The sequence below is a fragment of the Parageobacillus sp. KH3-4 genome (genome assembly GCF_022846435.1).
Classification (GTDB): domain Bacteria; phylum Bacillota; class Bacilli; order Bacillales; family Anoxybacillaceae; genus Parageobacillus; species Parageobacillus thermoglucosidasius_A.
The window spans coordinates 1,499,796-1,524,522 of record NZ_AP025627.1; the positions used below are offsets into that span (position 1 = coordinate 1,499,796).

Here is a 24,727-nt window from a genome sequence, read left to right on the forward strand (position 1 = left end):
ATGCAATATAAATGAGGAGGTACTGGGGTTGTTCGATAAATATACGACTAGTACAGCCTTCCTCGAAGCATTGCAAGAGGCAGGTGTTTCCTATATTTTCTGTAACTTAGGCAGCGATCATCCTGCAATTATTGAGAGTTTAGCGGAGGCAAGACAAAAAGGAATAAAGCTTCCTAAAGTGATTACTTGTCCGCATGAAATGGTAGCATTAAGTGCGGCGCATGGATTTGCACAAGTTACTGGAAAGCCTCAGGCAGTGATTGTACATGTCGAATGTGGAACACAAAACCTTGGAGGCGCCATTCACAATGCAGCAAAGGGAAGGGTACCTGTGCTTATTTTTGCTGGCGCTTCCCCTTTTACTCAGGAAGGTGAAATGATTGGCAGCAGAAATGAGTTTATTCATTGGATACAAGACGTTTTTGATCAACGAGGGATTGTTAGAGGGTATGTGAAATACAACAATGAGATTCGTTCCGGAAAAAATGTAAAGCAGCTCGTTCATCGGGCATTACAAATAGCGCAAAGTGATCCAAAAGGTCCTGTTTACCTTGTAGGTCCTCGTGAGGTAATGGAGGAAGATGCGGAAAGAATAATAATCAATCCAGCATTATGGGAGCCTATTCGACCATCCGCTCTTCCAGAAGAAGGGGTGCAAGAAATTGTAATTAACTTAGTAAATGCGAAGAATCCTCTAATTATAACATCTTACTTAGGACGTAATTCAAAAGCTGTGAACGAACTTATCCGGTTAAGTGAGCGTTTATCTATTCCGGTAATTGAATCTGTTCCTAATTATATGAATTTTCCCAGCAATCATCCTATGCATTGCGGGTATTTATGGAATTCACAAGAACAAAATGATTTGCTTAGTAGGGCGGATGCAGTACTTGTTTTAGATAGTGATGTTCCATGGATTCCTCTAAAAAACAAGCCGTCTGAACATTGCAAAATTTATTACATTGATGTAGACCCTCTGAAAGAGCAAATGCCATTATGGTATATTCCTTCCCAGCGTTTTTTCAGGGCAGACTCCTACACAGCATTGCAACAATTAAATCAGTTATTAGAACGAACTTCCATCAATCAAGAAGTAGTGCGTAAAAGATATAAGATAATTGAAAAAATCCACTGCGAACAAAGAAAAAATTGGAGAGAACAAGAACAATACAGAGAGGATGTTATTACGCCTGAATATTTAACTGCTTGCGTGAGGGAAATTGTGGATGAAAATACAATCATCGTTAATGAAGGAATTTCAAACTATGAAGCCATATATCGGCATATCCAAGTTTCTAAACCAGGATCGATTATTGGAAGTGGAGCTGGTTCGTTAGGATGGAATGGGGGAGCAAGTATTGGTGTAAAATTAGCCATGCCTGATAAAAAAGTTATTAACCTTACAGGAGATGGAAGTTATTTATTTAGTATTCCATCTACTGTTCATTGGATGGCAAGAAGATATCAAACCCCATTTTTAACAGTGATATACAATAATAGGGGGTGGAAATCTCCTAAATTATCAACTTTAGGGGTGCATCCAAAAGGAATAGCGAGCAAGATTAACGAATTTTGGGTGAGCTTTGAACCATCTGCTGATCTAGCCAAAATTGCTGAAGCAGCCGGAGGGGCGTATGCCCAAACAGTAACAAAACCTGGTGAGCTAAAGGAAGCATTGCAAAATGGATTACAAGCCTTAGAAAAAGGACGTTCAGCTGTGTTGGATGTATACCTTCCTTCTGTTGAAGAAGAGTGAATGAAGAAAGAGGATTACGGAAGAAGGATAACCAAGTTTTGAACAAAGTTTATTTATCTTGTGCAAATAGCTGCCATTTGAAATAATTATTTTCATTTAATTTAAGGAGAGTTAAAGACATTCACGATTATGGAGGACGATGAAGTGCGGCAAATTAAAGCATCGGAAGTAGTTGCGGCTAGTAAATTTAATCGGTTTCACTTAATGGTTTATTTATGGTGCTTTGTTGGAATCGCTTTTGATGGTTATGATATTGCTATGTACGGGGTAAGTTTGCCCTGGCTCATGAAAGAGTGGGATTTAACTTTAGTTCAGGCTGGTGCAATAGGAAGCTATTCATTGGTAGGGATGGTGGTAGGAGCATTAGTATTTGCCCCTTTAGCAGATAAGATTGGAAGAAAAAGAGTATTTGCTATTTGCATGGTTGGGTTTAGTGTATTTACATTTCTAGGCGGAGCAGTTGACAACCCTATAGCCTTTACTGTCATGCGTTTTCTTGCTGCTTTAGGAATTGGAGGACTTCCTCCTAACGTTATTTCTCTAATGACAGAATATTCCCCGAAAAGGAATAGAGCTATTATCGTTGCCACAATGTATTGTGGATACTCTATAGGAGGAATTTTGGTTTCGTTATTAGGAATGTACATTGTTCCTGAGTTGGGATGGAGAGTTTTATATTGGATTGGCGGCATTCCGATATTGATATTCCCTTTCTTTATGAGGCAATTTCCTGAATCCCTTTCCTTCTATATTTTGAAAAATCGAATAAAAAAATTATGCGAAATCTTAAATCGTATAGATCCTTTGGGGAATTACACAGAAGATGATGATTATCAATTTGAAGAAGTGCAGAACGAGTCAAAAGGGTTTCCAGTTAAGAAGCTGTTTGCACAACAACGAGCGGTTAGCACGTTTGCTTTTTGGATAGCTGTGTTTAGCTGTCTATTAATGGTGTATGGATTGAATACATGGCTTCCTAAAATTATGCAGCAATCCGGGTACGGACTCACTTCTAGTTTGTTATTTAACATTGTTTTATGTACGGGGCAAGTTGGTGGTTCATTGGTTGGAGGATTTCTAGCAGAGAGGTTTGGTCATAAAAAAATATTAGTTTTTATGTATATATTAGGAGCATTATGTTTCATTATATTGGGGATAACTTCAAATATATTTATGTTATATGCACTTGTAGCAATAGGAGGAGCCTGTACGGTTGGTACACAGAATCTAGCAAATCCTTATATTTCTGAGTATTATCCAAAGGAAGCAAGAGCAACTGGGATTGGTTGGGCATTAGGAGTTGGTAGAATTGGAGCGATTTTAGCTCCTGCATTAATTGGGTTAATCTTGGCAACGGGACTCACCTCACAAAAGGCCTTTATTGTTTTTGCTGTCCCAAGTATAATAGGGGCTCTAGCCCTGCTATGTGTACAGGAGAAATTTAGTAGTTTCGATAAGATAAAGCAACCTGATCATTTAGAAATGACTGCATCTTCACACTTTCGAATGTAAGAGTAGCTAAACTTGGCCATATACATTTGGTTTTCTAATGTAGAGACAACTGTGTTTATGCTGTTATTTCAAGTACCTTTTGTACTTTTGCCGATAATAAACATGGGAACAGATGAATTTATAGACTATAAAACACAAACAAACCTGATCTTATTTGAAAGCGCTGTCTTATGAATAGATGGGAGGAGAAAGAAAATGACTGCGCCCTCAAATACGAATACGGTAACAAAAGATACGTTCAGTCCGAACAATGAACGGGTAAATCAGCTTCTTCAACGTTTATCAAAGGTCAATTGGTTGGCATCGTTTGCGAAAAAGGGCGATGAGCAGGTGGAACAAGCAATTAAAGAATTTGCTCATTACTTCAGACTAGAACATTGCCAAGTAAAGTGGATGACCGAAGACGAGCTTCCTTCATTTTTCACAGAAATGAAGTTGAAAGACAGCGATGTATGGCTGCAATTGCGGCAAATGCCAGAGAAAATAAAGCGCCAAGCGGAACAAGCGGGCAAGTTGGATGCGTTGCTCACACTCGCGGATGAAGTGCCAGCGCTTATTTTTCACCATTGTTTTGACAAGTTGTTTGCCGCGTTAGAACAATATGGGTCTCCGACTGTAACCACCGCGGTGTGCTATATGATGTATATCGGCGGGATGGCATGCGCATGGGAGCTAGTTTCTCATATTAAAGGCTGGGAAACGAATCCGTTTCTTTCCTTGATTGCTGTGCTGGAACATGGACATTGGCCTCTGGGGTTAATTGGAAATCAGTTTTATGTTATATAATCAAGGAGGATGGTTAGGCATGGAGCGTTATGAACAATGGAATCAAAGTTTTATCAACGGCGAGTGGGTGGAAGGAGAAAGCAGTCGAACATACGATATTTTAAACCCGTATGATAATTCGGTCATTACCTCTGTACGTCTGGCCACGGTACAACAGCTTCATGAAGCGTTTGAGGTGGCAAATGAGGCGCAAAAAGCGTGGGCGCGTTCGTCCGTAGAGGAAAGAAAAGAGGTATTGCGTAAAGCAGCGGAGTATTTGCAGGCAAATCGCGAAGCGATTATCGATGTCATTGTCCGTGAAACCGGAGGAACGCTTCTCAAAGCAAATGTGGAATTCCAGCTTGCGATCGAGATTTTAGAGGAAGCTTTGCGTTACGCCGATGAAATTCAAACAGTGAGAGAAGTACCTTCTAACATCGAAGGAAAAGTCAACTATATTTATCGTCTGCCATTAGGGGTTATATCTTCTATTTCTCCGTTTAATTTTCCATTGAACTTATCGATGAGAACGATTGCTCCAGCCATTGCTTTAGGGAATAGCGTTGTGCATAAACCGGATATTCAAGTTGGATTAACCGGTGGAGTCATTATTGCAAAAGCGTTTGAGCATGCTGGGCTTCCAAAAGGGGTATTGAACGTGATCTTAACAGATATTGAAGAAATCGGCGATGAAATGTTAACCAACCGACACGCCCGTTTGATTAGCTTTACTGGTTCTACCGCTGTCGGCAAACATATTGGAGAAATTGCTGGAAGACAGTTAAAGCGTGTCGCTTTGGAACTAGGGGGAAATAGCCCGTTCGTCGTATTATCGGATGCTGATGTGGATCGCGCGGTGGATGCCGCAATATTCGGGAAATTTATCCATCAAGGTCAGATTTGTATGATTATTAATCGTATCATCGTGCATGAAAGCAAGTATAATGAGTTTGTGGAAAAATTCGTAGAAAGAGCAAAATCACTTCCATATGGCGATCCGAGAGATCCTCATACAGTCATTGGTCCATTAATTAATGAAAAGCAGATGGAAAAAGCATTACGAATGATTGAAGAGGCAAAACGTGAAGGAATAACGATTGCTTTAGAAGGAAAGCGAATCGGAAACATTTTAACTCCGTATGTTTTTATAGATGCCGATCCGTCGAGCAAGCTGGCACAAACTGAATTGTTTGCCCCGATTGCTACCATCATCAAAGCAAAAACGGATGAAGAAGCGATCGCTATCGCCAATAACACAGAATATGGGTTAAGTTCGGCTATTTTTACGAGTGATTTAACGAAAGGAAGAGAATTAGCATTACAGATTGACAGCGGCATGACTCATATTAATGACCAAACAGTGAACGATGCTCCAAACATTCCGTTTGGAGGCAATAAAGCAAGTGGATTAGGAAGATTTGGAAATCCATGGGTAGTAGAAGAATTTACTGTGGCAAAATGGGTATCTGTGCAAACAAGAGAGAGAACATATCCATTTTAAATGAGGTGACGAGGAGGCTGGTTCTTATGAGAGCCAGCTTCCTATATTATGAAAGAAGCGGATCTTTATAAATTGTCAGGTAAATAATATTTATACATTTCTAACGCATCTGTATGTTCCTTTAAAACGGAAATGGTTTTTGGATTCGGTTTAGTATAAATGATTGGAAAATCTTTTTCGTCTAACTCTTCTTGGACGGGAAATGCTAATATTTCTTTATCTATAGAAAATTCTGCCTGTACGCCTGGTTTGTTTCCACGAGCATCTAAACGAATCCATCGATTTAATGATGGAAGAAAAACGCCATTTAGCGCATGAAGGGAATAACCCTTGTCAGGTGTATCGAATATCATGAGCCGTTGATAACAAAAACCTGTCGGGATTCCTTGAGACCTTAACAAAGCGGCTAATAGATTCGCTTTTGCGTAACAAATTCCTTCTTTATAGTAAAGTACCTCAGAAGCTTTACATGTCACTCTTGTACTTTGTATATCCCATGAGTGCGAAATCTCATCTCTTACGAATTCAAATGCTATTTTCGCCTTCTCCAGTTCTGACTGCCCTTTATGAAACAATTCATTTATTTTTTTCTGGATGAAAGGATGGGAAAAATCGACAACATCTAATTCTTCCAGATAGTCGATTAAATTAGTGGACTCGGGAAGCAGTTCCATTTTAATTCCCCCTTATCGAATGGATTTTGTATAATTATAAATATATTTAAATAAAAATACAATAATAATTGACTTGGGTTACTTCAGCTATACTACCTGTTCATGTTCATTGAAAGTTCACATTGGCTTGTATAAGCTTTTTAATGGTTTCATCGGTCTTTTGATAGGGGAGACTAAAGACTTTGCTGCGCTTTCCGCTGTGTGCTATGTCCTCCTCGTTAAAGCACAGTTAATTTCGGAAGTCTGCTTTTTGTTTGCATGCTGTCTGCTAATCATATAAAAATAATGTACGGACAAAACATCTTGTCATCAGTTGGAGGAAGAAAACATGATTCATGTGAAGCATTTGCATAAATCATTTCGCGTCCATGTCCGCCAAGCGGGCTGGCTGGAGGCCTTGCGCAGCTTGTGGAGGCGCGAATATCGGGTGGTGGAAGCAGTCAAAGATATTTCGTTTACGATCGAAAAGGGGGAAATTGTCGGATTTTTAGGTCCGAACGGCGCCGGCAAAACGACGACGATGAAGATGCTGGCCGGGCTGCTGCATCCGACTTCAGGAGAAATTACAGTCGGCGGCTTCGTCCCGTTTGAACAAAAAGCCGAATTTAAAAAAATAATGAGTTTGGTGATGGGGCAAAAAAGCCAGCTCATTTGGGATATCCCTCCGATGGAAACATTTTTAGTCAACAAGGCGATTTATGAAATCGATGACCGGACGTTTCGCGAAACGTTGGACGAATTAGTGGAATTGCTGGAGCTAGAGCCGCTTTTGACCAAACCGACGCGCAGTTTGTCGCTTGGGCAACGGATGCGCTGCGAGCTGGCGGCAGCGCTGCTGCATCGCCCGCAAGTATTGTTTTTAGACGAGCCGACGATCGGGCTTGACGTCCATACACAGGAAAAAGTGCGCCGTTTTATCGTTGATTACAACCGCGAGCATGAAACGACGATTTTGTTGACATCGCATTATATGGGCGATGTCGTGGCGCTGTGCGACCGCGTCATGATTATTAATTATGGAACGCTGATTTATGATGGGGAGTTGACGGTGCTGACGGAGAAACTCGCCCCATACAAGCGGCTCGAAGTTCGCTTTGCCAAGGTGCCTGACGTGCGCTGGGAAGATTACGGAGAGGTCGTGGAAATCGAAGACGGCAATGTGGCATTGCGGGTGGCGCGGGAGAAAGTGGCAGAAGTATCGGCGCATTTTTTGCAGCATTTCCACGTCCATGACATTAACATTCAAGACCCGCCGATGGAAGAAGTAATTACGCGCGCGTTTCAGGAGGGACTGCATAATGATTCGTAAATACATCGCCCTTCTGCGCATGAAATATATCGAAATGCTTGCTTATCGCCTGGCTACTCTCGTCTGGATGACAGGCGCCATCACCCAGCCGCTCATTACAATGGTCGTATGGATGAACATTGATCCGGCCCAAAGCGATGCTTTTATTTTTTACTTTATGGCCGTTATTTTTGTCGAGCGGATGACGAGCGCGTGGGACGTTTGGGAGCTTGACCGCGAAATTCGCGAAGGGACGTTTTCGAACTATATTTTGCGGCCGTTGCATCCGATTCACTGGGCGATTGCAGAAAATGTCGTGTATAAAGCATTGTTTGCTGCCATCTTGGCGCCGATATGGGCGATAGCGGCTCTGTTTGTGCCTGCGCTGCGCTTTGATGTGACAGGAGGACAGGCGCTTCTGTTTTTGGCGGCGGTGCTGTTTGGCGCTGTGCTTCGCTTTTTGCTCAGTTACATTTGCGGGCTGCTCGGCTTTTGGATTACCAAAGTCACGGCGGTTTATGGCGTGCTAGAAGTGATTTCCTTATTTTTATCGGGACGGATTGCGCCGTTGTCGCTGCTGCCGCCAGTGTTGCAGCAATGGAGCGTTTTTTTGCCGTTTCGTTATATGATCGGGTTTCCGATTGACATCATTACCAAAGCAACCAATGGTCATGATATGCTGCAAGGATTTGCCATCGCATCGATTTGGATGGTTGTGTTCATCATTGGCCTGCAGTGGATATGGAGAGCGGGATTAACGAAAAATCAGGCGGTAGGTGGTTAAGCGTGCGAAGATATATACGGATTTTCCGCGAGTTTTTCCGCGCCTGTTTCGTGGAAGAGTTGGAGTATCGCAGCGAGTTTCTCGGCAATCTCGTCTCCAGCTTTTTTGGCATTGGGATTGCGATTTTGACGGTTAACATCTTTTTCTATCAGACCGATCAATTAGGGGGCTGGGCGTATGCCGACGTGCTTGTATTGCTTGGCGTATTTAATACATTAAGGGGATTGATCGATTTCGCCCTGCGTCCCAACATGCCGCGCCTGCTCGAACATGTCCGCCGCGGCACGCTCGATTATATTTTGACGAAACCGGTCGACAGCATGTTTTACGTCAGCTTCCGCCATTTAGTATTTTGGCGCCTGATTGACGTTTTGCTTGGCCTTGGCGTCATCGGCTACGGCTTGATGGTCAAGCGTTATATTCCGTCGTTATTCGATGTGCTTATTTTTCTCATCACCATCGCGGCGTCATTCGTGTTGATTTATTCGTTGTGGATGATGTTGATGACGACGTCGTTTTGGGTCATCCGCATCGATGACTTGTCCTTTATTTTTGATTCGTTTTTTGAAACAGCGCGGTTTCCGATCGGCATGTACCGCGGCTGGGTGCGCGTCGTGCTGACGTACGTATTGCCCGCCGCTGTCATTACGAACATGCCGGCGTTGTCACTGTTAGGAAAGTGGGATACGGCGACCGCGCTCATCGCCGTTTTGCTGGCTTTGGTTTTTTTATGGCTGGCGCGTCGCTTTTGGCGCTTTGCGCTTCGCTTTTATACGAGCGCAAGCAGTTAGGAGGGAAAACCCTCCTTATTTATTTTATATTTTGAAAACATAATTGACTTTGACGTAAACGTAAATTAAAATAAAATTCAGAAAATTAAAATGATAGAGGGGAACAACATGAATTACTTCACGATTTCCCAGCTGGCACAGGAATTTGACATTAGCACGCGGACGATCCGTTATTATGAAGAGCGCGGGCTGATTGCCCCGATTCGCACCGAATCGGGGCAGCGTCTGTACACCAAAAAGGAGCGTGCAAAATTGAAGCTGATTTTGCGCGGCAAGCGTTTTGGCTTTTCGCTTGAGGAAATTCATGAAATGATTTCGCTTTTTGATCAAGACCGCACCGGCCAAAAACAGCTGGAAAAAACGATCGAATACGGGAGGCAGAAAATAAAGGAGGTGAGCGAGCGGATCGACGATCTCATGCAGCTGAAAGAGGAGATGGAAGCGATGCTAGCGGATTTTGAAAAGCGATTGCGCGAATTGGAGGGATCGGATGGATGAACATTTCAGAGCTTCTTGCCTGCAATGCGAGAAAATTTCCGGATAAAACTGCGATCATTGATGGGGATATAGAGCTTTCGTACGAGGAAGTCGACCGGACGGTCAACCGCTTGGCTTCGTCGCTTTCCCGGCTTGGCATTCGCCAGGGCGAGAAAGTCATTTTGTATATGCCGAATACGAAAGAATTTGCGTTTGCGTATTTTGCCGTGCTTCGCCTTGGCGCGATTGTCGTTCCAATTAATGCGCGCCTCACTGCTTCCGAGGTGCAATATATTCTTCATCATAGTGAAGCTAAAGCGGTGATCGCCCATGAATGGATTTGCGGGCAGCTTGCCCCGCTTGTAGGCCAAAGGAATATCGTTTGGATCAAAACGGGAAAAGCAGCCGATGTATGGGTATCCATGGCTGACTTGATAGCGGCAGGGGTGCCCGATCCGGTTGTTTGCCCGCTGAATGAAGAGGATGAAGCAGCGATTTTGTACACATCGGGAACAACAGGACGGCCGAAGGGAGTATTGTTTACGCACCGCAACATTTTTGCCGTCGCGACGATGATGGCCATCGAGACGAAAATGGACCGCCACAGCCGCATTTTGCATATGATGCCTCTCAGCCATTCCGCACCGCTGCATTTGTTTTTTGTCGGCGGCACCTATGTCGGCGCCACCCATGTACTGGCACCAGCGTTTTCTCCAGAATCATTGCTCCAGCTTGTTGAACAGCACAAAATCACCCACTTTTTTGGCGCGCCTGTTGCCTACTTGCTGACTGCCAAGCATCCGCGCCTGCATGACTATAACCTTTCTTCCGTCCGCTACTGGACGTACGGCGGAGCGCCGCTGTCGCGAAACGAAGCGTTGTTTATTGCGAGCCAATTTCGCACCGACCGCTTGATGTGTTTGTATGGCCTCACCGAAGCAGGTCCGAACGGAACGTATTTATCGCCGGAAGAGCACGCCGAAAAAGCCGGCAGCGTCGGCAAATACGCTGCCCTTCATTGTGAAGTGAAAATCGTCGATGACCAAGGGAAGGAAGTGCCGCCGGGGAAAATCGGCGAGATTGTGCTGCGCGGGGAAAGTGTGATGAAAAGCTACTATAAAGACGAAGAAAAGACGAAGGAAACGATCAAAGACGGCTGGCTCTATACCGGCGATTTGGCGCGCCGCGATGAAGACGGCTATATTTGGGTGGTCGATCGCAAAAAAGACATCATTATTTCCGGCGGCGTCAACATTTATCCGAAAGAAGTGGAAGATGTGCTGCGCACGCATCCAGACATTGTCGATGTCGCGATTGTCGGCGTTCCGCATCCGGAATGGGGAGAAACGGCAAAAGCGTTTGTCGTTGCCGCCAAACCGCTGGAAAATCTCGCGGAAGATTGCAAGCGTTTTCTAAAAGGGAAGATCGCCGACTATAAAATTCCGCGCTTATATGAGCAGATCGAGGAACTGCCGCGCAACGCAACAGGAAAAGTGTTAAAACAAGTGTTAAGGGGGAAGCACGATGAGACGGCTGCGCGACGTTGATCCGAATTTACTCGCCAACTTGAAAAAGTATTTAGATGAGGAGCTATATGCCTATGCCGAAGAAAAGCTGGAACAATTTTATCAGCTTTGCATGACCGATATTGACCGCCGCGCTGTGCACACCGACCGCGAAGGGCAGCCGCGCCTGATCAAATACGATCGCTTTGGCAACGATATTTCCGAAGTATGGGTCAATGAAGGCTACCAGCAGACCGCGAAACAAACGTATGAAACGGGAATCGTCGGCTATGTCCATAAGCCGATTCCCGAGCTGGGACGGAAAGGGAATTACATCTATTCGTACGCGCAAGGCTATCTATTGTCGCAGGTGGAGGCAGGCTTTTATTGCCCGGTGACGTTGACAATGGCCACCGCCTATTTGCTAGAGCATTTTGCCGATGAGGAATTGAAGAAGAAATATTTGCCGCATGTCATTTCCACCGGGGAAGTCGAGCTGTATGAAGGAGCCACTTTTTTAACGGAGAGGCAGGGCGGTTCTGACGTTGGCGCTAATGCGGTGCGTGCCGTTCCGTGCGGCGATCATTACAAGCTGTATGGGGAAAAATATTTTGCCAGCAACGCCGGCCGCTGCGGTGTCGCCACCGTGCTGGCGCGCATCGACGGGAGCGAGCCGGGAACAAAAGGGCTGAGCTTATTTCTTGTCCCATGGCGCAACGAACACGGTACGCTAAACGGCATTCAAATCCGCCGTTTGAAAGATAAGCTCGGGGTGCGCGCCGTGCCATCGGCAGAGGTTGTCTTTGACGGGGCGAAAGCATATGCCATCGGCGATCCGAAAAAAGGCTTCTATTATATGATGGAAGCGTTAAACTTGTCGCGCGTCTGCAATGCGGTCGGATCGATCGGCATTATGAAGCGGGCGTTAGAAGAAGCGAAGCAGTATGCCGCTAACCGCACCGCTTTCGGCCATAAATTGACCGACTATCCGATGGTAAGGGAAACGCTCGCCAATTTAACGGCAAGGCAAGAAGTGCAGACGAGCGCCTGCTTTGAAATGATTTCCGGGTTCGACCGCGTCATGACTGCGCCGGATGAAGCGACGGAGGACGAAAAAGCGTGGAACCGTCTTCTCATCGCTTTGCTCAAGATGCGCACCGCTGAAGAAGCGATTGCCTTTGCCCATGAAGCGATCGAAATGCACGGCGGCAACGGCTATATCGAAGATTTCGTGACGCCGCGCTTGCTTCGCGACGCGCAAGTGCTGACAGTATGGGAAGGGACGGCCAACATTTTAGGGTTGGAAGTATTGCGGTTGATGCGCAAATACCGCGTTCATGAGCAGTTTATTGCCAAAACGACAGAGGTGCTCTCTACCCTTTCCGCCGATGTAGAGCCGCTCACCAACCCGGTGAAGCAAGGATTGCACGAACTTGTCGAAGCATTGAAACGGCTTGACGGCCAGCCGGAAGAGGTGCAAACATTCCACGCGAAAAAAATCGCCAACCGCTTGTGCGACATTTATTTAAGCATTGTCGCTCTTGAACGCGCGGAAGAAAATAAACGCAATAGCTTGATTGCCCAGCTCTTTTTGCAGCATATTTGGGATTGCCATTTAGTGGATGAGCAGATGCTTTCTGTTCGCTATTTTGAAATGATTATTCATGGGCAGAAGCAGCTATCTCCTTCATAATGGCAATGATACAGAGCCGTTTTTATGACGGCTCTATTTTATTTGATGAATCAAGTGAGTGCAATTCGATATAATCAACAATTATAGCTTGTTGGAGGAAGGAGAGAAGATATATGGCAAATTTCGTTGATTTTCTAGTGGAAGCAAAAAAAACAGACATGCGCTTCTGAAACGAATGATACGTCGGTCCGTCCTTTATGGAACGGGGCAAAGCAGCTGGAATATCAGAAATGGAGACGATTTATACCGCGATATTTATTTCGGCTCCGTTTTTTTCGCTGGACAAGAAGTAGTGGAAGAAAAAGAGAGGACAGTACTGTCGATGGTATATTCAGGAGGTATTGTTATTCCCAGCTTGCCACGGGAACAAGCAGATTCTGTTTATACGCGAGGCGCTCCGATTAGCTGATGTGCAAGCGCCATATCGCGGTCCGCGTCAATGGCAAAATGGTCCGTATACATATCAAAATGATGATGAAGGCACATGGGAAGAACGCTTTTGTGGAGAAGAGCGTATTTTCATCGCAGAAGAAAAAGTGTATGAGTTACGCTACTGCGGCGGTCTGATCATACTGTGATTCCAGAGCAGAAATTAGTGAGCGATCGATTATTTTTAAAGCTGTTTTGTTGCCAAATTGGTTTCTATCAGATAATATCTAAAGTCTAGAAAACGTTTGGAAGGGAGAATGGCATGGCAGAACATTCATCGATTACTTCGTTGTTAATTGTCGTTGTCGTTGCTTTTTTGACGCCAATATTATTGAATCGTTTGCGCCTACAGGTCATTCCTGTTGTCGTGGCGGAAATTATCGCCGGCATTATGATCGGGAAGACCGGATTTAATCTTGTCAAACCGGACATGTGGATTGAGACATTATCGACATTAGGTTTTTTGTTTCTAATGTTTTTAAGTGGATTAGAAATTGATTTTTCTGCGTTTGCGGATAAGCCGAAAACAGCCAAGAAACAAAAGGAACCAAATCAATTTGTCGTCGCTTCGATTATTTTTTTGGCTATTTTCGTGTTGTCTTATGGGCTTTCCTATTTATTTGTATTAGCAGGCTATATTGATAATGCGTTTTTAATGACATTAATTATTTCTACTATTTCGCTTGGTGTCGTCGTTCCTACGTTAAAAGACGCCAATCTCATGAAGACGACGATCGGGCAGACGATTTTGCTTGTTGCGGTTATTGCTGATTTGGCGACAATGATTTTACTGGCGGTTTTCGTCTCGATTTATGAACCAGGGCATAAAAGCATTTGGCTCCTTCTTGGCTTGTTTGCCGCAGGTGTTGCTTTTTACTTTATTGGTAAATATTTTAAGAAACGTTCCTTTGTGGAAACGATGGCAAAAGGAACGGTGCAGATCGGCACGCGCGCCGTATTTACACTGATTATCGTTTTGGTCGCCTTGTCGGAGACATTTGGTGCCGAAAATATTTTGGGGGCGTTTTTAGCAGGGGTGCTCGTTTCTTTGCTGTCGCCGAATAAAGAATTGGTGCATCAATTAGATTCCTTTGGCTACGGATTTTTTATCCCGATCTTTTTTGTCATGGTTGGAGTCGAATTAGATTTGCGGGCGCTGGTCACCGAGCCGAAGATTTTAACGATGATTCCGCTGTTGGTGGCTGCGCTGGCGATTTCGAAAATTATTCCTGTTTCTTTATTAAGAATCTGGTATGACACAAAAACAACGCTTGCCGCGGCGTTTTTGCTTGTTTCGACTTTGTCGCTCGTCATTGCAGCAGCTACGATTGCTGAACGCATCGGCGTCATTGATGAAAATATGAAGGGTGCGCTTATTTTAGTAGCGGTCATTTCCAGCATTGTTTCGCCGATTTTATTTAAAAAATTATTTGTGAAACCGAAAGAGGAAGACAAAAAGATTGCCATTTCGTTTATTGGCACGAACCAATTTACGTTATCGGCGGCAAGGGAATTAGAGGAACAACGCTATGAAGCGACGCTGCATCATATCCAGCAAGAAAAAATGGAATTGCCGCTTTCCGGTCATGTGTTCCCGATTGTGGATATCGAGGACTATTCGCTGCCAACATTGGAGAGGCATAAAGCGTTTGACGCCGATATCCTTGTTGCTTGGACGGGAAATGAGAAGGTGAACGCCGCCGTCGCATTGGCGGCCAAAGAGCGGGGAGTCGAACGGGTGCTTGCGCTGGCGGAAACACCGGCACAAGTCGAACGGCTAAAAGCGGCAGGCATCGAAACCATGTCCGTCTTGCTTTCGTCGACATCGATGCTCAAGGCGTCGATTGAATCGCCGCTTGTAGCGCGGATGTTTATAAACAAAGATGCAACATTGCATGAAATTACGATGAATAACGATGAATATGATGAAATCCCGCTCCGCCGCTTTCCGCTTATGGGCGATTGCATTATTGTCCGCATTTTCCGCGAAAATGAATCGATCGTTCCGCACGGAGATACAAAGCTGCAACAGGGAGACCGTCTGATTGTCACCGGCTCAAGTGAGTATGTTGCCGAGTTGCGGGAGCTGTTAGAATAGTAGCACGTCTGTTGCGAGAGATCAGCTGACATGACGTATGGAAAAGAAATACGATGTTCCTCGCTTAGCCAATATGGAGGAGCGGGGTTTATTTGTATAAGATAATTAACGAAAAGGAGGAGGAGAGATGGAACTTACAGCTCGAATCACACAGAAAAGTGCGACGATGGTGGCTTCCGCCGCTGATTAGCTTTCTTATTTTGGCGATTATCGGCTTGCGTCGGCATTCCGTCTATGTTGGCTGGCAGCTGACCCATAAAGAGCGCAAGCCGATTGCGGAGACGCCAAAAGATTACGGGCTAAGTTATAAAAATGTCACGTTTATCAGCAAAGATGAACAAATAAAATTAAAAAGCTGGGGAATTGCGCCGCACGGACAGGCGAAAATGACGGTGATTTTTTCACATGGATACGATACGGCGGCAACCGCTATGGGCCGAATGGTTCGTTTACGCGCTTGATTTTGACCATTATTCCCGGTGCTGGCGGATGCAGACTTGAATGAATCATCGCCGATAAAAGCGGGACATCATGTTGCTCCGTGTCCAATTTTGTTTATCCATAGCAAAGGAGACTCGTCCATTCCATATCATATAATGTATAAACGCACATCGGGATGTGTTTGAATGATGGCTTACAGAAAGGAAAAACATGTAAAAAGATTTTCAATGTATCAAGAAAGTATTGGTGTTTTTGAAGAAAATGCAATAAAGATATGCGAATGGCAAATAAAATTTTTTCTTGACAGAAAAAACGATATGAATGATGATAATAAATAAATAAACCATGCTGTTTATTTTGATAGACAGCTAAATTGCTGGATTGAAAGCAACGCAATTAATAATATGTAGTCTGGTGCCATTGATCGGGATGTTTCACTGAAATAGTGACCATGCCGTTTTTTTGTCCAAAAAATAATGGCGAAGGGACAAAGCGAGTCAGCGGGAAAAGTTCAAGGGAAAAGGGGAATAGAAAGATGGCTGCATCAAAAGGAGAAATGGAAGATCAAATTAGCCGTGCGCTTACGCAATGGGAAAAAGAATATTTAGGACGAGGATCCATTGCCGTAAAGACAGATATCATCCGCAATATTATTCTTGTTCAATTAAAAGGGATTTTAACGCCAGCGGAAAAAAATTTAGCGATGACAAAAGAAGGATTGCTGTCGGTCAAGCGGATTCGCTCGGATTTAATTGAATCAGGCAGCGAGCAGCTAAAGGAGATCATTTTGCGAATAACGGGAAAAGATGTCATCAGCATGTATACAGACATCAGCACTCGCACAGGCGAACGGGTTATCGTGTTTTTATTGCGTGATAATTTAGAGGAAGAATTTCAAAAATAGCGATTGTCAAGATGAACCGGAAATATTTTTCACTATCGAAAAATGTTTCCGGTTTTTATATAAGCAATGGATATAGTGTCAGTTAAAAATTATTTTAACATTATGCTTCCACAATATAATAAGCTACGATGAGCAAAAATGTTATTCAAATAAACCAATGAAACGGGAGTAAAGAAAGAAGAATGGCACACACGGATGTATGTTTCGCCATTTCTCATAAATGTCACCATCTTTTTCAATGGAAACAAAGAAATCAGCGGTACATGCAAAAAATACGTTAAAAAAGCAGGAAAGGAAGGACAGCTCAATGAGATGGAAAATGTCATACTTAAGCCGCGTTATTTTGCTCACTCTCGTAGGGTTGGAACTAGTGCATTATCTCATGAGCTATCTTCTTGCGAATGTGATGAATGGAATGGCGGTTTCGTTTGTTATGTCCGTGGTGTTAATTATTGTTGCTTTTAGCTTTCTCCATTATTTTCTAGTAAAACCGATTTCCGAGCTCACGGAACGAGCGCGGGCCATTATGGATGGCGACGTAAGCCAGACCGTTCAAGTGGAAGCAAAAGGCGAGCTGGAAGTATTGTCTAGAACCATCAACAATATGACAGAAAGTTTGCGCAATTTAATCATAAAGCTGCAAAACGATTCTAATGAATTGGTTCAATTTTCCAGATCACTGTCTGAATCGGTAAATTTATCGATGAAAGCGATGGAACAATTATCTGCATCGATCCAGCAAAATTCTGCAAGCATCCAAGAGCAAAGCGCCAATATTGAGGAAGTTCAGGCGGCCGTTGAAGAGATTAACGCTTCTGTCGAAGAAATCAATGCGTCGGCCCAAAAAGCGAATGCTGTCACAAAAGAATCTTTAAACACTTCCAAAGAAGGCGTTGACGCAGTCGATCACGTTGTTCAACGGTTAACGTTAGTGGCGTCTGCTTCCGAAAAACTAAAAAATACGATTTCGCGGCTGAATAGCGAATCGAATGAAATTGCCCAGCTGGTGAATATCATCACGAATATTAGCGACCAAACTAATTTGCTTGCATTAAACGCCGCAATTGAAGCCGCCCGCGCCGGTGAGCATGGGAAAGGCTTTACCATTGTAGCCGAAGAAGTTAGAAAATTGGCAGAGGAAAGCGCAAAAGCAGCAAAAAATATTATTGAAATTGTTAATCGAAATAAGAAAAGTACAGATGAAGCCGTGTCTGAAGTGGATAAGGTTAGAGATGAAGTGATAGAAAGCCAGCATTTAGCCGATAAAGCAAAGTCTGCCCTCTCAGTAATCATGTCTGTCACAGAAAAGATTAACGAAAATTCTACCAATATCGCCAATGCTGTCGATCAACAAGCGTCGGCGATAGAACAATTAAACCGCGCTATCGGGGCAATCGCAAGCGCTGCCCAACAAATTTCAGCCGGCACGCAAGAGTTAAATGCGGCGGTGGAGAAACAAGTGCACACTGCCCAAAATTTAGACGCATCATCTAGCACGCTTCAAAAAATGGCGGAAAGTTTAGAAAAAATTACACAGAGATATATTGTTGCTAAGGATGGAAAAAATACGCTTTAGCTCATTCATCTCCTTGGGGCATGCGAGATTTCACGCCCAAGGAGTTTTTCTTGTGCATTGCGAACTGCTTCACGGCGCAAACGGAAAAAAGAAGAAAACGACGACAAATAACACAATGTAAGCGACGGCGACGTAAATGAGCGTAAAAAAGATGGCAAAAACAAACAGCCATACTCGCGCTCCAGAAGGTGCCGCCATTGTTTTCTGGATAAAGCGAAACAATATAAGCAGAAGCAACAAAAAAGCGAACACGAGATATGACGGAACAGCCCATTTTCCTAATGAAATCAAACCACCCGCGTTTTGCCATTCCCAGTGATCCAAGTGAAAAAATCCCGTTTGATAGCGAATCCATAATGAACCAATGATAAAGATGGTGACCAAAGCGGCGAACGCGCCGCCAATCCGCCGTTTTTGCGCCGGCGTAACCCCTCGCAGCAGCAACATTACAACGCCAAAGTATCCAAGCGCAACAAGTTCCATGCATATAACTCCTTTTTTATATTATACTTCTACTTATATGAAGCAAATTCCTTTTTCATCCGTCTATATAAAGGGAGGGAACATTGCTGATGTGCGGACGATTTTCATTAGCTGTTGGAATCGAACAACTTCGATCGCTTTTTAGATTTGTCTACGCAGGGGACATCGCGCCCCGGTTCAATATCGCGCCAAATCAAGCGGTGCTGACCGTGTTTGAAGCGGAAGGGAAGAGAATTGGGAAGATGATGAAGTGGGGGTTGGTGCCATCTTGGGCGGATGATCCGAAAATCGGCTGGAAGATGATTAACGCAAGGGCGGAAACGGTCGACGAAAAACCAAGCTTTCGCCGCGCGCTTAAACGGAGACGTTGTTTGATTTTGGCTGACGGATTTTATGAGTGGAAGACAGTAGGAGAGAAAAAAATTCCGTACCGCATTACATTGCGGAACGGACGGCCGTTTGCGTTTGCCGGCTTGTGGGAAACATGGGAAAAACGTGGCGAAACGTTGTATACGTGTACGATTATCACCACAACGGCGAACGAATTAGTTAAAGAGGTTCACGACCGTATGCCGGTGATTTTGCCGCAAGATCAGCATGACGCATGGCTGGATCCGCATCTTGAAGATACCGATTATGTGAAATCGTTGTTGCAGCCGTACCCCGCTGAAGACATGAAAATGTACGAAGTGTCAACGATTGTCAATTCGCCGAAAAACGATGTGATGGAATGCATTAAACCAGTCAATAGCAAGTAAACGGAGGAGAATGATGCATCCAATTATCTTGTTTGACGGTGTTTGTTCGCTTTGCAGCGCGAGCGTGCAATTTATTATCGCGCGTGACCCGCATGCCGTATTTCGCTTTGCTTCTTTGCAAAGTGAAACAGGAGAGGCGCTGCGAGAAAAGTTTGGCGTTCCCGAGGTGGACAGTCTCGTGTTGCTCGAAGACGGCCGCTATTATACAAAATCGAGCGCTGTTCTCCGCATTTGCCGGCGGCTTGCTGGCGCATGGAAGCTGTTTTATATATTTCGGCTTGTTCCGAAGCCGCTGCGCGATAATGTATATGATTTTGTCGCCAAGCATCGGTATGAATGGTTCGGAAAGCGCAGCCATTGCCTGATGCCCACCCCCGACATCCGCGCGCGGTTTCTTGATGATTGACAATAAGAAGGAATATGTTCGCTTCTTGTCGTATTGGGAATAAGTAACTGAAATAGGAGGAGATGATGTCATGAACGATGGACAAAAAACATGGCTGGGCAGCTTGACGGCGGAAGCGTTGGAGCAGTTTTCCGAAGACATGATGGCGGCAGCGGAAAATGGCGAAGACAAAGAGAGACAGCGATTTTATGAAGGAATGGCAGTCGCTAGCAAGCTCTCAGCCATGAAACTCAAAGGGGAGTTTGAATATATTGATGAGACATTGATCCATCATGTGTACGAGAACATGAAATTGCTGAGCGTGGCAGAAAGAAACGGTATGTCCTCAACGGCTAAAGAAAATACGAACGAACGCTGCTCTTTTTGCTTGCGTGAGAAACATCGTCTTGCCAGAGGGCCGTTTGCGTCGATTTGCGAAGACTGTTTGCAATTTGGGCTGCAGGTTATTGAAAGTCAAAAATAATCGTTTTACAAAGTATAGAGATGAAAAGGGAGTGATCATCATCGCGCGGAAAGTAGAAGTCGTCCCGTTTTGTGAACAGTGGGTGACGATGTTTGCCGAGGAAGCGGAAAAACTGAAACAGGTATTTGGCGCGCAATGTTTGCGCATCTACCATATTGGCAGCACGGCCATCCCGGGAATGAGCGCCAAGCCTATCATTGATATTTTGATAGAAGTCCATCATATTGATCACGTCGACCGATATAATAAGGCAATGGCAGCGCTTGGCTATCAAGCGATGGGGGAAAACGGCATTCCGCAGCGCCGCTTTTTCCAAAAAGGCGGGGATGAGCGCACCCACCATGTCCATGTATTTCCGACAGGAAGCGGGCATATTGTGCGACATATCGCATTTAAAGAATATATGATCGCCCATCCCGAGGAGGCCAAGGCATACAGCTGCTTGAAAGAAGAGCTCGCCAAACAGTTTCCTGCCGATATGGAATCGTATATTAAAGGAAAAGACGCATTTGTCAAAGCAAAGGAGAAGAAAGCGCTAGACTGGTACAAACAGAAACAACAGGGATGGATTGGCGTAGAGTGAATCCCTGTCAGCTGCTGAAGCGACGCAACGGCTTGCCGAAACAGCCGCTAACCGGAAAATCTATTTTCATCGCGTTCATCACTTCTACAGAGCAAGAAAAGAGAGAAGGAAATAAACGCCTTCTCTTCTCTACGGTGGTAACCGCGGGAACTACTCGAGCCGCTTCTGAGCATAGGCAATCAGCGGACAGCTGAAAAGCAACAAAGTGACGATAAATGCGATGACGCCAAGCCAATGGAAGTGCGTCCAAAAATAGCCGCCGGCTGTGCCAGCAAGGCTGGAGCCTAAATAATAGAATAAGAGGTAAAGAGCAGACGCTTGGGCTTTATTGATTTTCGCTTGTTCGCCGATCCAAGCGCTTGCGATAGAATGGCTGCCGAAAAATCCATAAGTAAATATGGAAATGCCAATAATTTTCACAAAAATCAGTGGAGCTAATGTTAAAATGGCGCCAAATACCGTTAAAGCAATCGAAATTTTTAAAACAGGAGAGTGGCCGTATTGATCCGCTTTTCTTCCCATATAGACAGAACTGAAACTGCCAAATAAATAGACGATGAAAATAAAGCCGATAATCGATTGGCTGAACGAGTAGGGAGATTCGGTCAACAAAAATCCGATATAATTGTATAAAGTAACAAATCCTCCCATGAATAGAAATCCTAGAAAGATCAGTGACATTAGCGGTTTGTTTCGAAAATGGACATAATAAGCTGTAAACACTGTTTTTCCGTTTAATGTTTTTTTAAAGAAATGCCGCGGTGCCGGGAGCGTGAGCGAGAAAATAATACTTAAAACAAATGAAATGGCACCTATTGTAAACATGGCGGCTCTCCAAGAAAAAAAGTCGGTAAGGAGGCTTGTCAAAATCCGGCCTGCCATTCCTCCGATGCTTGTTCCGCTAATATACAGGCCCATAATTTTGCCGATTCCGCTCGGATGAAACTCCTCTGCCACATAAGCCATCGCAATGGACGGAACGCCTGCAGCAAACACGCCAAGGCAGGCGCGCAAAAGCACAAGCGAAATAAAGTTAGGACTGAAGGCCATAATCATTCCTAATCCGGAAGTAAAAATCATGGATAATACCATGATTTTCTTTTTGCCGATGCGATCCGATAAAGCGGCTGCAAGCAGCATCATAAAGGATAAAATTCCGGTGGATACGGATACTGTTAAACTGGCGGATGCGGCGGAAACATGAAATTCTTTTGCGAAAATCGGCAACAGCGGCTGTGTCGTATATAAAATCGCAAAGGTGACAAATCCGCCGAAAAATAACGCTAAACTGGCTTTCTTATACTCGCGCGTGCCTGTTTGTATGTACGTCAATTTCCTCTCCTCTTTTGCTTCAATAATTCTTATACATTTTTTACTATACTCTTTTGGCAAACGAACGTCTATAACGTCTATTTTTTGTTACGATGATAAATGAAAAAGATGAGCATTGTTAAAAGCGTTGAGGTTAGATTCAGTTAGAAGAATTTTTCGTGTGATGAAATAGTAAGGTAAAATGGATCTTAGGGGTTTGCTGTCATGATGCAAAGTAAGGATAGCATTAGCCGAAAGGATGGAGGAAAGATGAGCGTGAGAGTGGTTACGGCAGCGGAAATGTACGCCATCGATCGCGACACGATCGAAAACATTGGCATTAGCGATGATTCATTAATGGAAAACGCGGGGCAGGCGCTGTTCCACGTACTGAAAGAGCGAATTTCGCGTTCGGCGCGTGTAGCGGTGCTTTCGGGGACAGGGAACAACGGCGGCGACGGATTTGTCGTCGCGAGAATGTTGAAAAGCTACGGGTATGACGTGGATTTATGGATTATTCCGCCAAAAGAAAAGATAAAAGGAGCGGCAAAGGCAGCATTGAACGTTTACGAACGGTCGGGATATGACATTAAAGAATATGCCGGAAATGAACGGATTTTTGCCACACAAATTCTCTATTATGATGTGATTATTGACGCGCTGCTTGGCATTGGCATTCAAGGAGGGGTGCGCTCCCCGTATAAAGAGATCATCGAGATGGTAAATCGTTCTAACGCCGCCGTTTATGCGATTGATATACCAAGCGGAACGCCAGCCGATGGGGGAGAGGTGGAAACAGCGGTTCGCGCCGATGTGACGATCACGATTCAATGCCCGAAACTTGGGGCGTACACGTTCCCGACGGCTGATTATTATGGGGAGCTTGCCGTTGTTGATATTGGCATTCCGCCGCTTGTAGTGGAGCGGAATGCCGCGGCTCGCTTGATATGGGAGGAAGAGGATGTTGTACGGACTTTGCCGGAACGAAAACGCTCGTCCCATAAAGGAACATACGGAAAACTGCTTGTTGTTGGCGGTTCCCGACAAATGACAGGAGCGATTACGTTAACGGCAAAAGCCGCGCTGCGGAGCGGTGCAGGATTATTGACGATGGCTGTGCCGGATGACATTTATTCCGTCGTCGCCAACCGTGTTCCGGAAGCGATGTACTATCCGTGCCCGTCGCGTGACGGTTCGTTTTCCGGTGCAATCGATGTATCGACGCTGGATATCGATGCGATTGCGCTTGGTCCAGGGATGGGACGAACGGATGGGGCGCGGCAGCTCGTTCGCGCTTTATTGCAGCAGCCGGCGCCGATCGTGATTGACGCAGATGCGTTGTTTTTTTGGAACGAATATGCTTCACTCGTTCGCGAACGAAAGGATGTCACCGTTGTGACTCCGCACCCTGGGGAAATGGCACGCATGCTTGGTTTATCGATTGATGACATCGAAAGCGATCGGTTTGGCCTATCCAAACAGTTGGCAACCGAGTACGGCATTTATGTGGTTTTGAAAGGACCTTATACAATCGTCACCACGCCAGATGGTTCGCAATATGTCAATACGACGGGAAATCCAGCTATGGCGAAAGGCGGAAGCGGCGATGTGCTGACAGGAATTATTGCCGCGTTTCTCATGCAGCATCACTCTATGCAAGAAGCCGTTAGCAACGCTGTCTGGGTTCATGGAAAAGCCGCGGATATGCTTGTGGAAGACGGACATTCGCAATGGGATGTGCTCGCTGGTGATTTGATCGACGGAATTTCATCTGTGCTTTCTCACCTTCAGAAACGACAACAATAACCGTAAGTATAAAGATTTAGATCATAAATATATTTCAACTTTTTCATTTTTGTCAAAGAATCGTGACCGAACAGCCAATCATGCCGGCAATGTTGTTTGCTGCTAATGGGTTGTTCGGTCATTATTTTTTGGCAGCAAAAACAAATCTTTCAATTATGTAATAATATGTAATAACGCTGGACAGCGTCCTAGTTATTGTGTCAAAACTTTCTTCTTTGTCTAGTAAAATTGGGAGACCGAAAAATAAAACTGTTTTTTGCCGATTTCTTTTTATGCAGCATGAAGCTGACTTCACAAAAACCGTCAAAATAATTCGCTACCCGCTTCGGATACTAAGAAGCGATACGCCGCTATGCTAAGTGTACCGCTTCTTTGCTGTTTTGAACCATGCAAATCATTCACATATTTCTTTTAACGCGCGAACTCCTGTGCGAACTTCATCGTTTGCTTTCATAGCGGGACTTGCTATATAACAAAGCTGTTAGATTGCTGCGCCTATTTCAGCAGTTTTTGCCGGGCAGCGCCATGCCAAGCGGTAATGGATGGGAAAGAGAAATCATTTAAGGAAGAGCTGTCAGTTTTATCAAGGCAGAACAGCAAGAATGATATCAGACGGTTTTAATTTTTTTGATAAAAATAATATAGAAAATTTTATGTATTTTTATTATAATGAATAGCAAAATTCATTTTATGGAATCAATGTTTCAATATTTGGAATAAAGG

General features: G+C 44.5%; 25 protein-coding genes. 22 read left to right on the top strand and 3 right to left on the bottom strand.

Annotated elements, in window-relative coordinates; genetic code table 11:
- Positions 1–28 precede the first annotated feature (28 nt).
- The 4 genes from MWM02_RS07825 (at position 29) to MWM02_RS07840 (ending at position 5,534) form a co-directional block, all read left to right on the top strand.
- Entirely contained in the window at positions 29–1,756 is a 1,728-nt protein-coding gene (locus MWM02_RS07825) for a thiamine pyrophosphate-requiring protein (protein WP_244403392.1), read from the top strand.
- A gap of 129 nt (positions 1,757–1,885) precedes the next feature.
- A complete protein-coding gene (locus MWM02_RS07830; RefSeq protein WP_346015941.1) occupies positions 1,886–3,268 on the top strand; it encodes an MFS transporter in 1,383 nt (460 codons plus the stop codon).
- Positions 3,269–3,463: 195 nt separating this feature from the next.
- Positions 3,464–4,054, top strand: coding sequence for a hypothetical protein (locus MWM02_RS07835; protein WP_244403394.1), 591 nt, complete (start codon positions 3,464–3,466; stop codon positions 4,052–4,054).
- A 19-nt stretch (positions 4,055–4,073) separates the two neighbouring features.
- Positions 4,074–5,534, top strand: coding sequence for an aldehyde dehydrogenase family protein (locus MWM02_RS07840; protein ID WP_244403395.1), 1,461 nt, complete (start codon positions 4,074–4,076; stop codon positions 5,532–5,534).
- A gap of 65 nt (positions 5,535–5,599) precedes the next feature.
- Here MWM02_RS07840 and MWM02_RS07845 read toward each other — a convergent pair whose 3' ends face one another.
- Positions 5,600–6,208 (bottom strand): transglutaminase-like domain-containing protein, encoded by a 609-nt coding sequence (locus MWM02_RS07845; protein ID WP_244403396.1) that lies wholly within the window; start codon positions 6,206–6,208, stop codon positions 5,600–5,602.
- Between the two features lie 328 nt (positions 6,209–6,536).
- Between MWM02_RS07845 and MWM02_RS07850 the strand changes: the two genes are divergently transcribed.
- The 13 genes from MWM02_RS07850 to MWM02_RS07905 all read left to right on the top strand — a co-directional run bounded on the left by MWM02_RS07850 (position 6,537) and on the right by MWM02_RS07905 (position 18,194).
- On the top strand, positions 6,537–7,517 hold the full coding sequence (locus MWM02_RS07850; protein ID WP_244403397.1) for an ABC transporter ATP-binding protein: 981 nt from the start codon (positions 6,537–6,539) through the stop codon (positions 7,515–7,517).
- Complete coding sequence (locus tag MWM02_RS07855) at positions 7,507–8,280, top strand: ABC transporter permease (RefSeq protein WP_244403398.1); 774 nt, start codon at positions 7,507–7,509, stop codon at positions 8,278–8,280. The genes MWM02_RS07850 and MWM02_RS07855 overlap by 11 nt, the downstream gene beginning before the upstream one ends.
- A 2-nt stretch (positions 8,281–8,282) precedes the next feature.
- Entirely contained in the window at positions 8,283–9,071 is a 789-nt protein-coding gene (locus MWM02_RS07860; protein WP_064551673.1) for an ABC transporter permease, read from the top strand.
- 108 nt (positions 9,072–9,179) lie between these two features.
- Entirely contained in the window at positions 9,180–9,569 is a 390-nt protein-coding gene (locus tag MWM02_RS07865; RefSeq protein ID WP_244403399.1) for a MerR family transcriptional regulator, read from the top strand.
- Positions 9,566–11,095, top strand: a complete 1,530-nt coding sequence (locus MWM02_RS07870) for a class I adenylate-forming enzyme family protein (RefSeq protein WP_064551675.1) — start codon at positions 9,566–9,568, stop codon at positions 11,093–11,095. Before MWM02_RS07865 ends, MWM02_RS07870 begins: the two co-directional genes overlap by 4 nt.
- Positions 11,073–12,746 carry an acyl-CoA dehydrogenase family protein gene (locus tag MWM02_RS07875; RefSeq protein WP_244403400.1) on the top strand — a complete coding sequence of 558 codons (1,674 nt, stop codon included), beginning with the start codon at positions 11,073–11,075 and terminating at the stop codon, positions 12,744–12,746. The genes MWM02_RS07870 and MWM02_RS07875 overlap by 23 nt, the downstream gene beginning before the upstream one ends.
- Positions 12,747–12,921: 175 nt before the next feature.
- Positions 12,922–13,155: a DUF5680 domain-containing protein gene (locus tag MWM02_RS19305; RefSeq protein WP_252120596.1), complete on the top strand. Its 234-nt coding sequence runs from the start codon at positions 12,922–12,924 to the stop codon at positions 13,153–13,155.
- Entirely contained in the window at positions 13,088–13,324 is a 237-nt protein-coding gene (locus MWM02_RS07880) for a DUF5680 domain-containing protein (RefSeq protein WP_244403401.1), read from the top strand. Before MWM02_RS19305 ends, MWM02_RS07880 begins: the two co-directional genes overlap by 68 nt.
- 113 nt (positions 13,325–13,437) lie before the next feature.
- Complete coding sequence (locus tag MWM02_RS07885; RefSeq protein ID WP_244403402.1) at positions 13,438–15,273, top strand: monovalent cation:proton antiporter family protein; 1,836 nt, start codon at positions 13,438–13,440, stop codon at positions 15,271–15,273.
- 92 nt (positions 15,274–15,365) lie between these two features.
- A complete protein-coding gene (locus MWM02_RS07890; protein WP_244403403.1) occupies positions 15,366–15,734 on the top strand; it encodes a hypothetical protein in 369 nt (122 codons plus the stop codon).
- A 165-nt stretch (positions 15,735–15,899) separates the two neighbouring features.
- Complete coding sequence (locus MWM02_RS07895; protein WP_244403404.1) at positions 15,900–16,052, top strand: hypothetical protein; 153 nt, start codon at positions 15,900–15,902, stop codon at positions 16,050–16,052.
- A gap of 197 nt (positions 16,053–16,249) precedes the next feature.
- Entirely contained in the window at positions 16,250–16,618 is a 369-nt protein-coding gene (locus MWM02_RS07900; protein WP_064551679.1) for a Na-translocating system protein MpsC family protein, read from the top strand.
- A gap of 307 nt (positions 16,619–16,925) precedes the next feature.
- Positions 16,926–18,194 carry a methyl-accepting chemotaxis protein gene (locus MWM02_RS07905; protein WP_244403405.1) on the top strand — a complete coding sequence of 423 codons (1,269 nt, stop codon included), beginning with the start codon at positions 16,926–16,928 and terminating at the stop codon, positions 18,192–18,194.
- A gap of 69 nt (positions 18,195–18,263) precedes the next feature.
- On the opposite strand, the gene MWM02_RS07910 is transcribed toward MWM02_RS07905, so the two are convergent.
- A complete protein-coding gene (locus MWM02_RS07910; RefSeq protein WP_244403406.1) occupies positions 18,264–18,677 on the bottom strand; it encodes a hypothetical protein in 414 nt (137 codons plus the stop codon).
- Positions 18,678–18,766: 89 nt separating this feature from the next.
- Here MWM02_RS07910 and MWM02_RS07915 point away from each other — a divergent pair, with 89 nt between their 5' ends.
- The 4 genes from MWM02_RS07915 to MWM02_RS07930 all read left to right on the top strand — a co-directional run bounded on the left by MWM02_RS07915 (position 18,767) and on the right by MWM02_RS07930 (position 20,887).
- Positions 18,767–19,435 (top strand): SOS response-associated peptidase, encoded by a 669-nt coding sequence (locus tag MWM02_RS07915; RefSeq protein ID WP_064551682.1) that lies wholly within the window; start codon positions 18,767–18,769, stop codon positions 19,433–19,435.
- 13 nt (positions 19,436–19,448) lie between these two features.
- Complete coding sequence (locus MWM02_RS07920) at positions 19,449–19,841, top strand: thiol-disulfide oxidoreductase DCC family protein (protein WP_064551683.1); 393 nt, start codon at positions 19,449–19,451, stop codon at positions 19,839–19,841.
- 70 nt (positions 19,842–19,911) lie between these two features.
- Entirely contained in the window at positions 19,912–20,304 is a 393-nt protein-coding gene (locus MWM02_RS07925; protein ID WP_244403407.1) for a hypothetical protein, read from the top strand.
- Between the two features lie 31 nt (positions 20,305–20,335).
- Complete coding sequence (locus tag MWM02_RS07930) at positions 20,336–20,887, top strand: GrpB family protein (protein ID WP_244403408.1); 552 nt, start codon at positions 20,336–20,338, stop codon at positions 20,885–20,887.
- Positions 20,888–21,037: 150 nt separating this feature from the next.
- On the opposite strand, the gene MWM02_RS07935 is transcribed toward MWM02_RS07930, so the two are convergent.
- Positions 21,038–22,219, bottom strand: coding sequence for an MFS transporter (locus MWM02_RS07935; protein ID WP_064551685.1), 1,182 nt, complete (start codon positions 22,217–22,219; stop codon positions 21,038–21,040).
- Between the two features lie 255 nt (positions 22,220–22,474).
- Between MWM02_RS07935 and MWM02_RS07940 the strand changes: the two genes are divergently transcribed.
- Positions 22,475–24,004, top strand: coding sequence for an NAD(P)H-hydrate dehydratase (locus MWM02_RS07940; protein WP_346015945.1), 1,530 nt, complete (start codon positions 22,475–22,477; stop codon positions 24,002–24,004).
- Positions 24,005–24,727 lie beyond the last annotated feature (723 nt).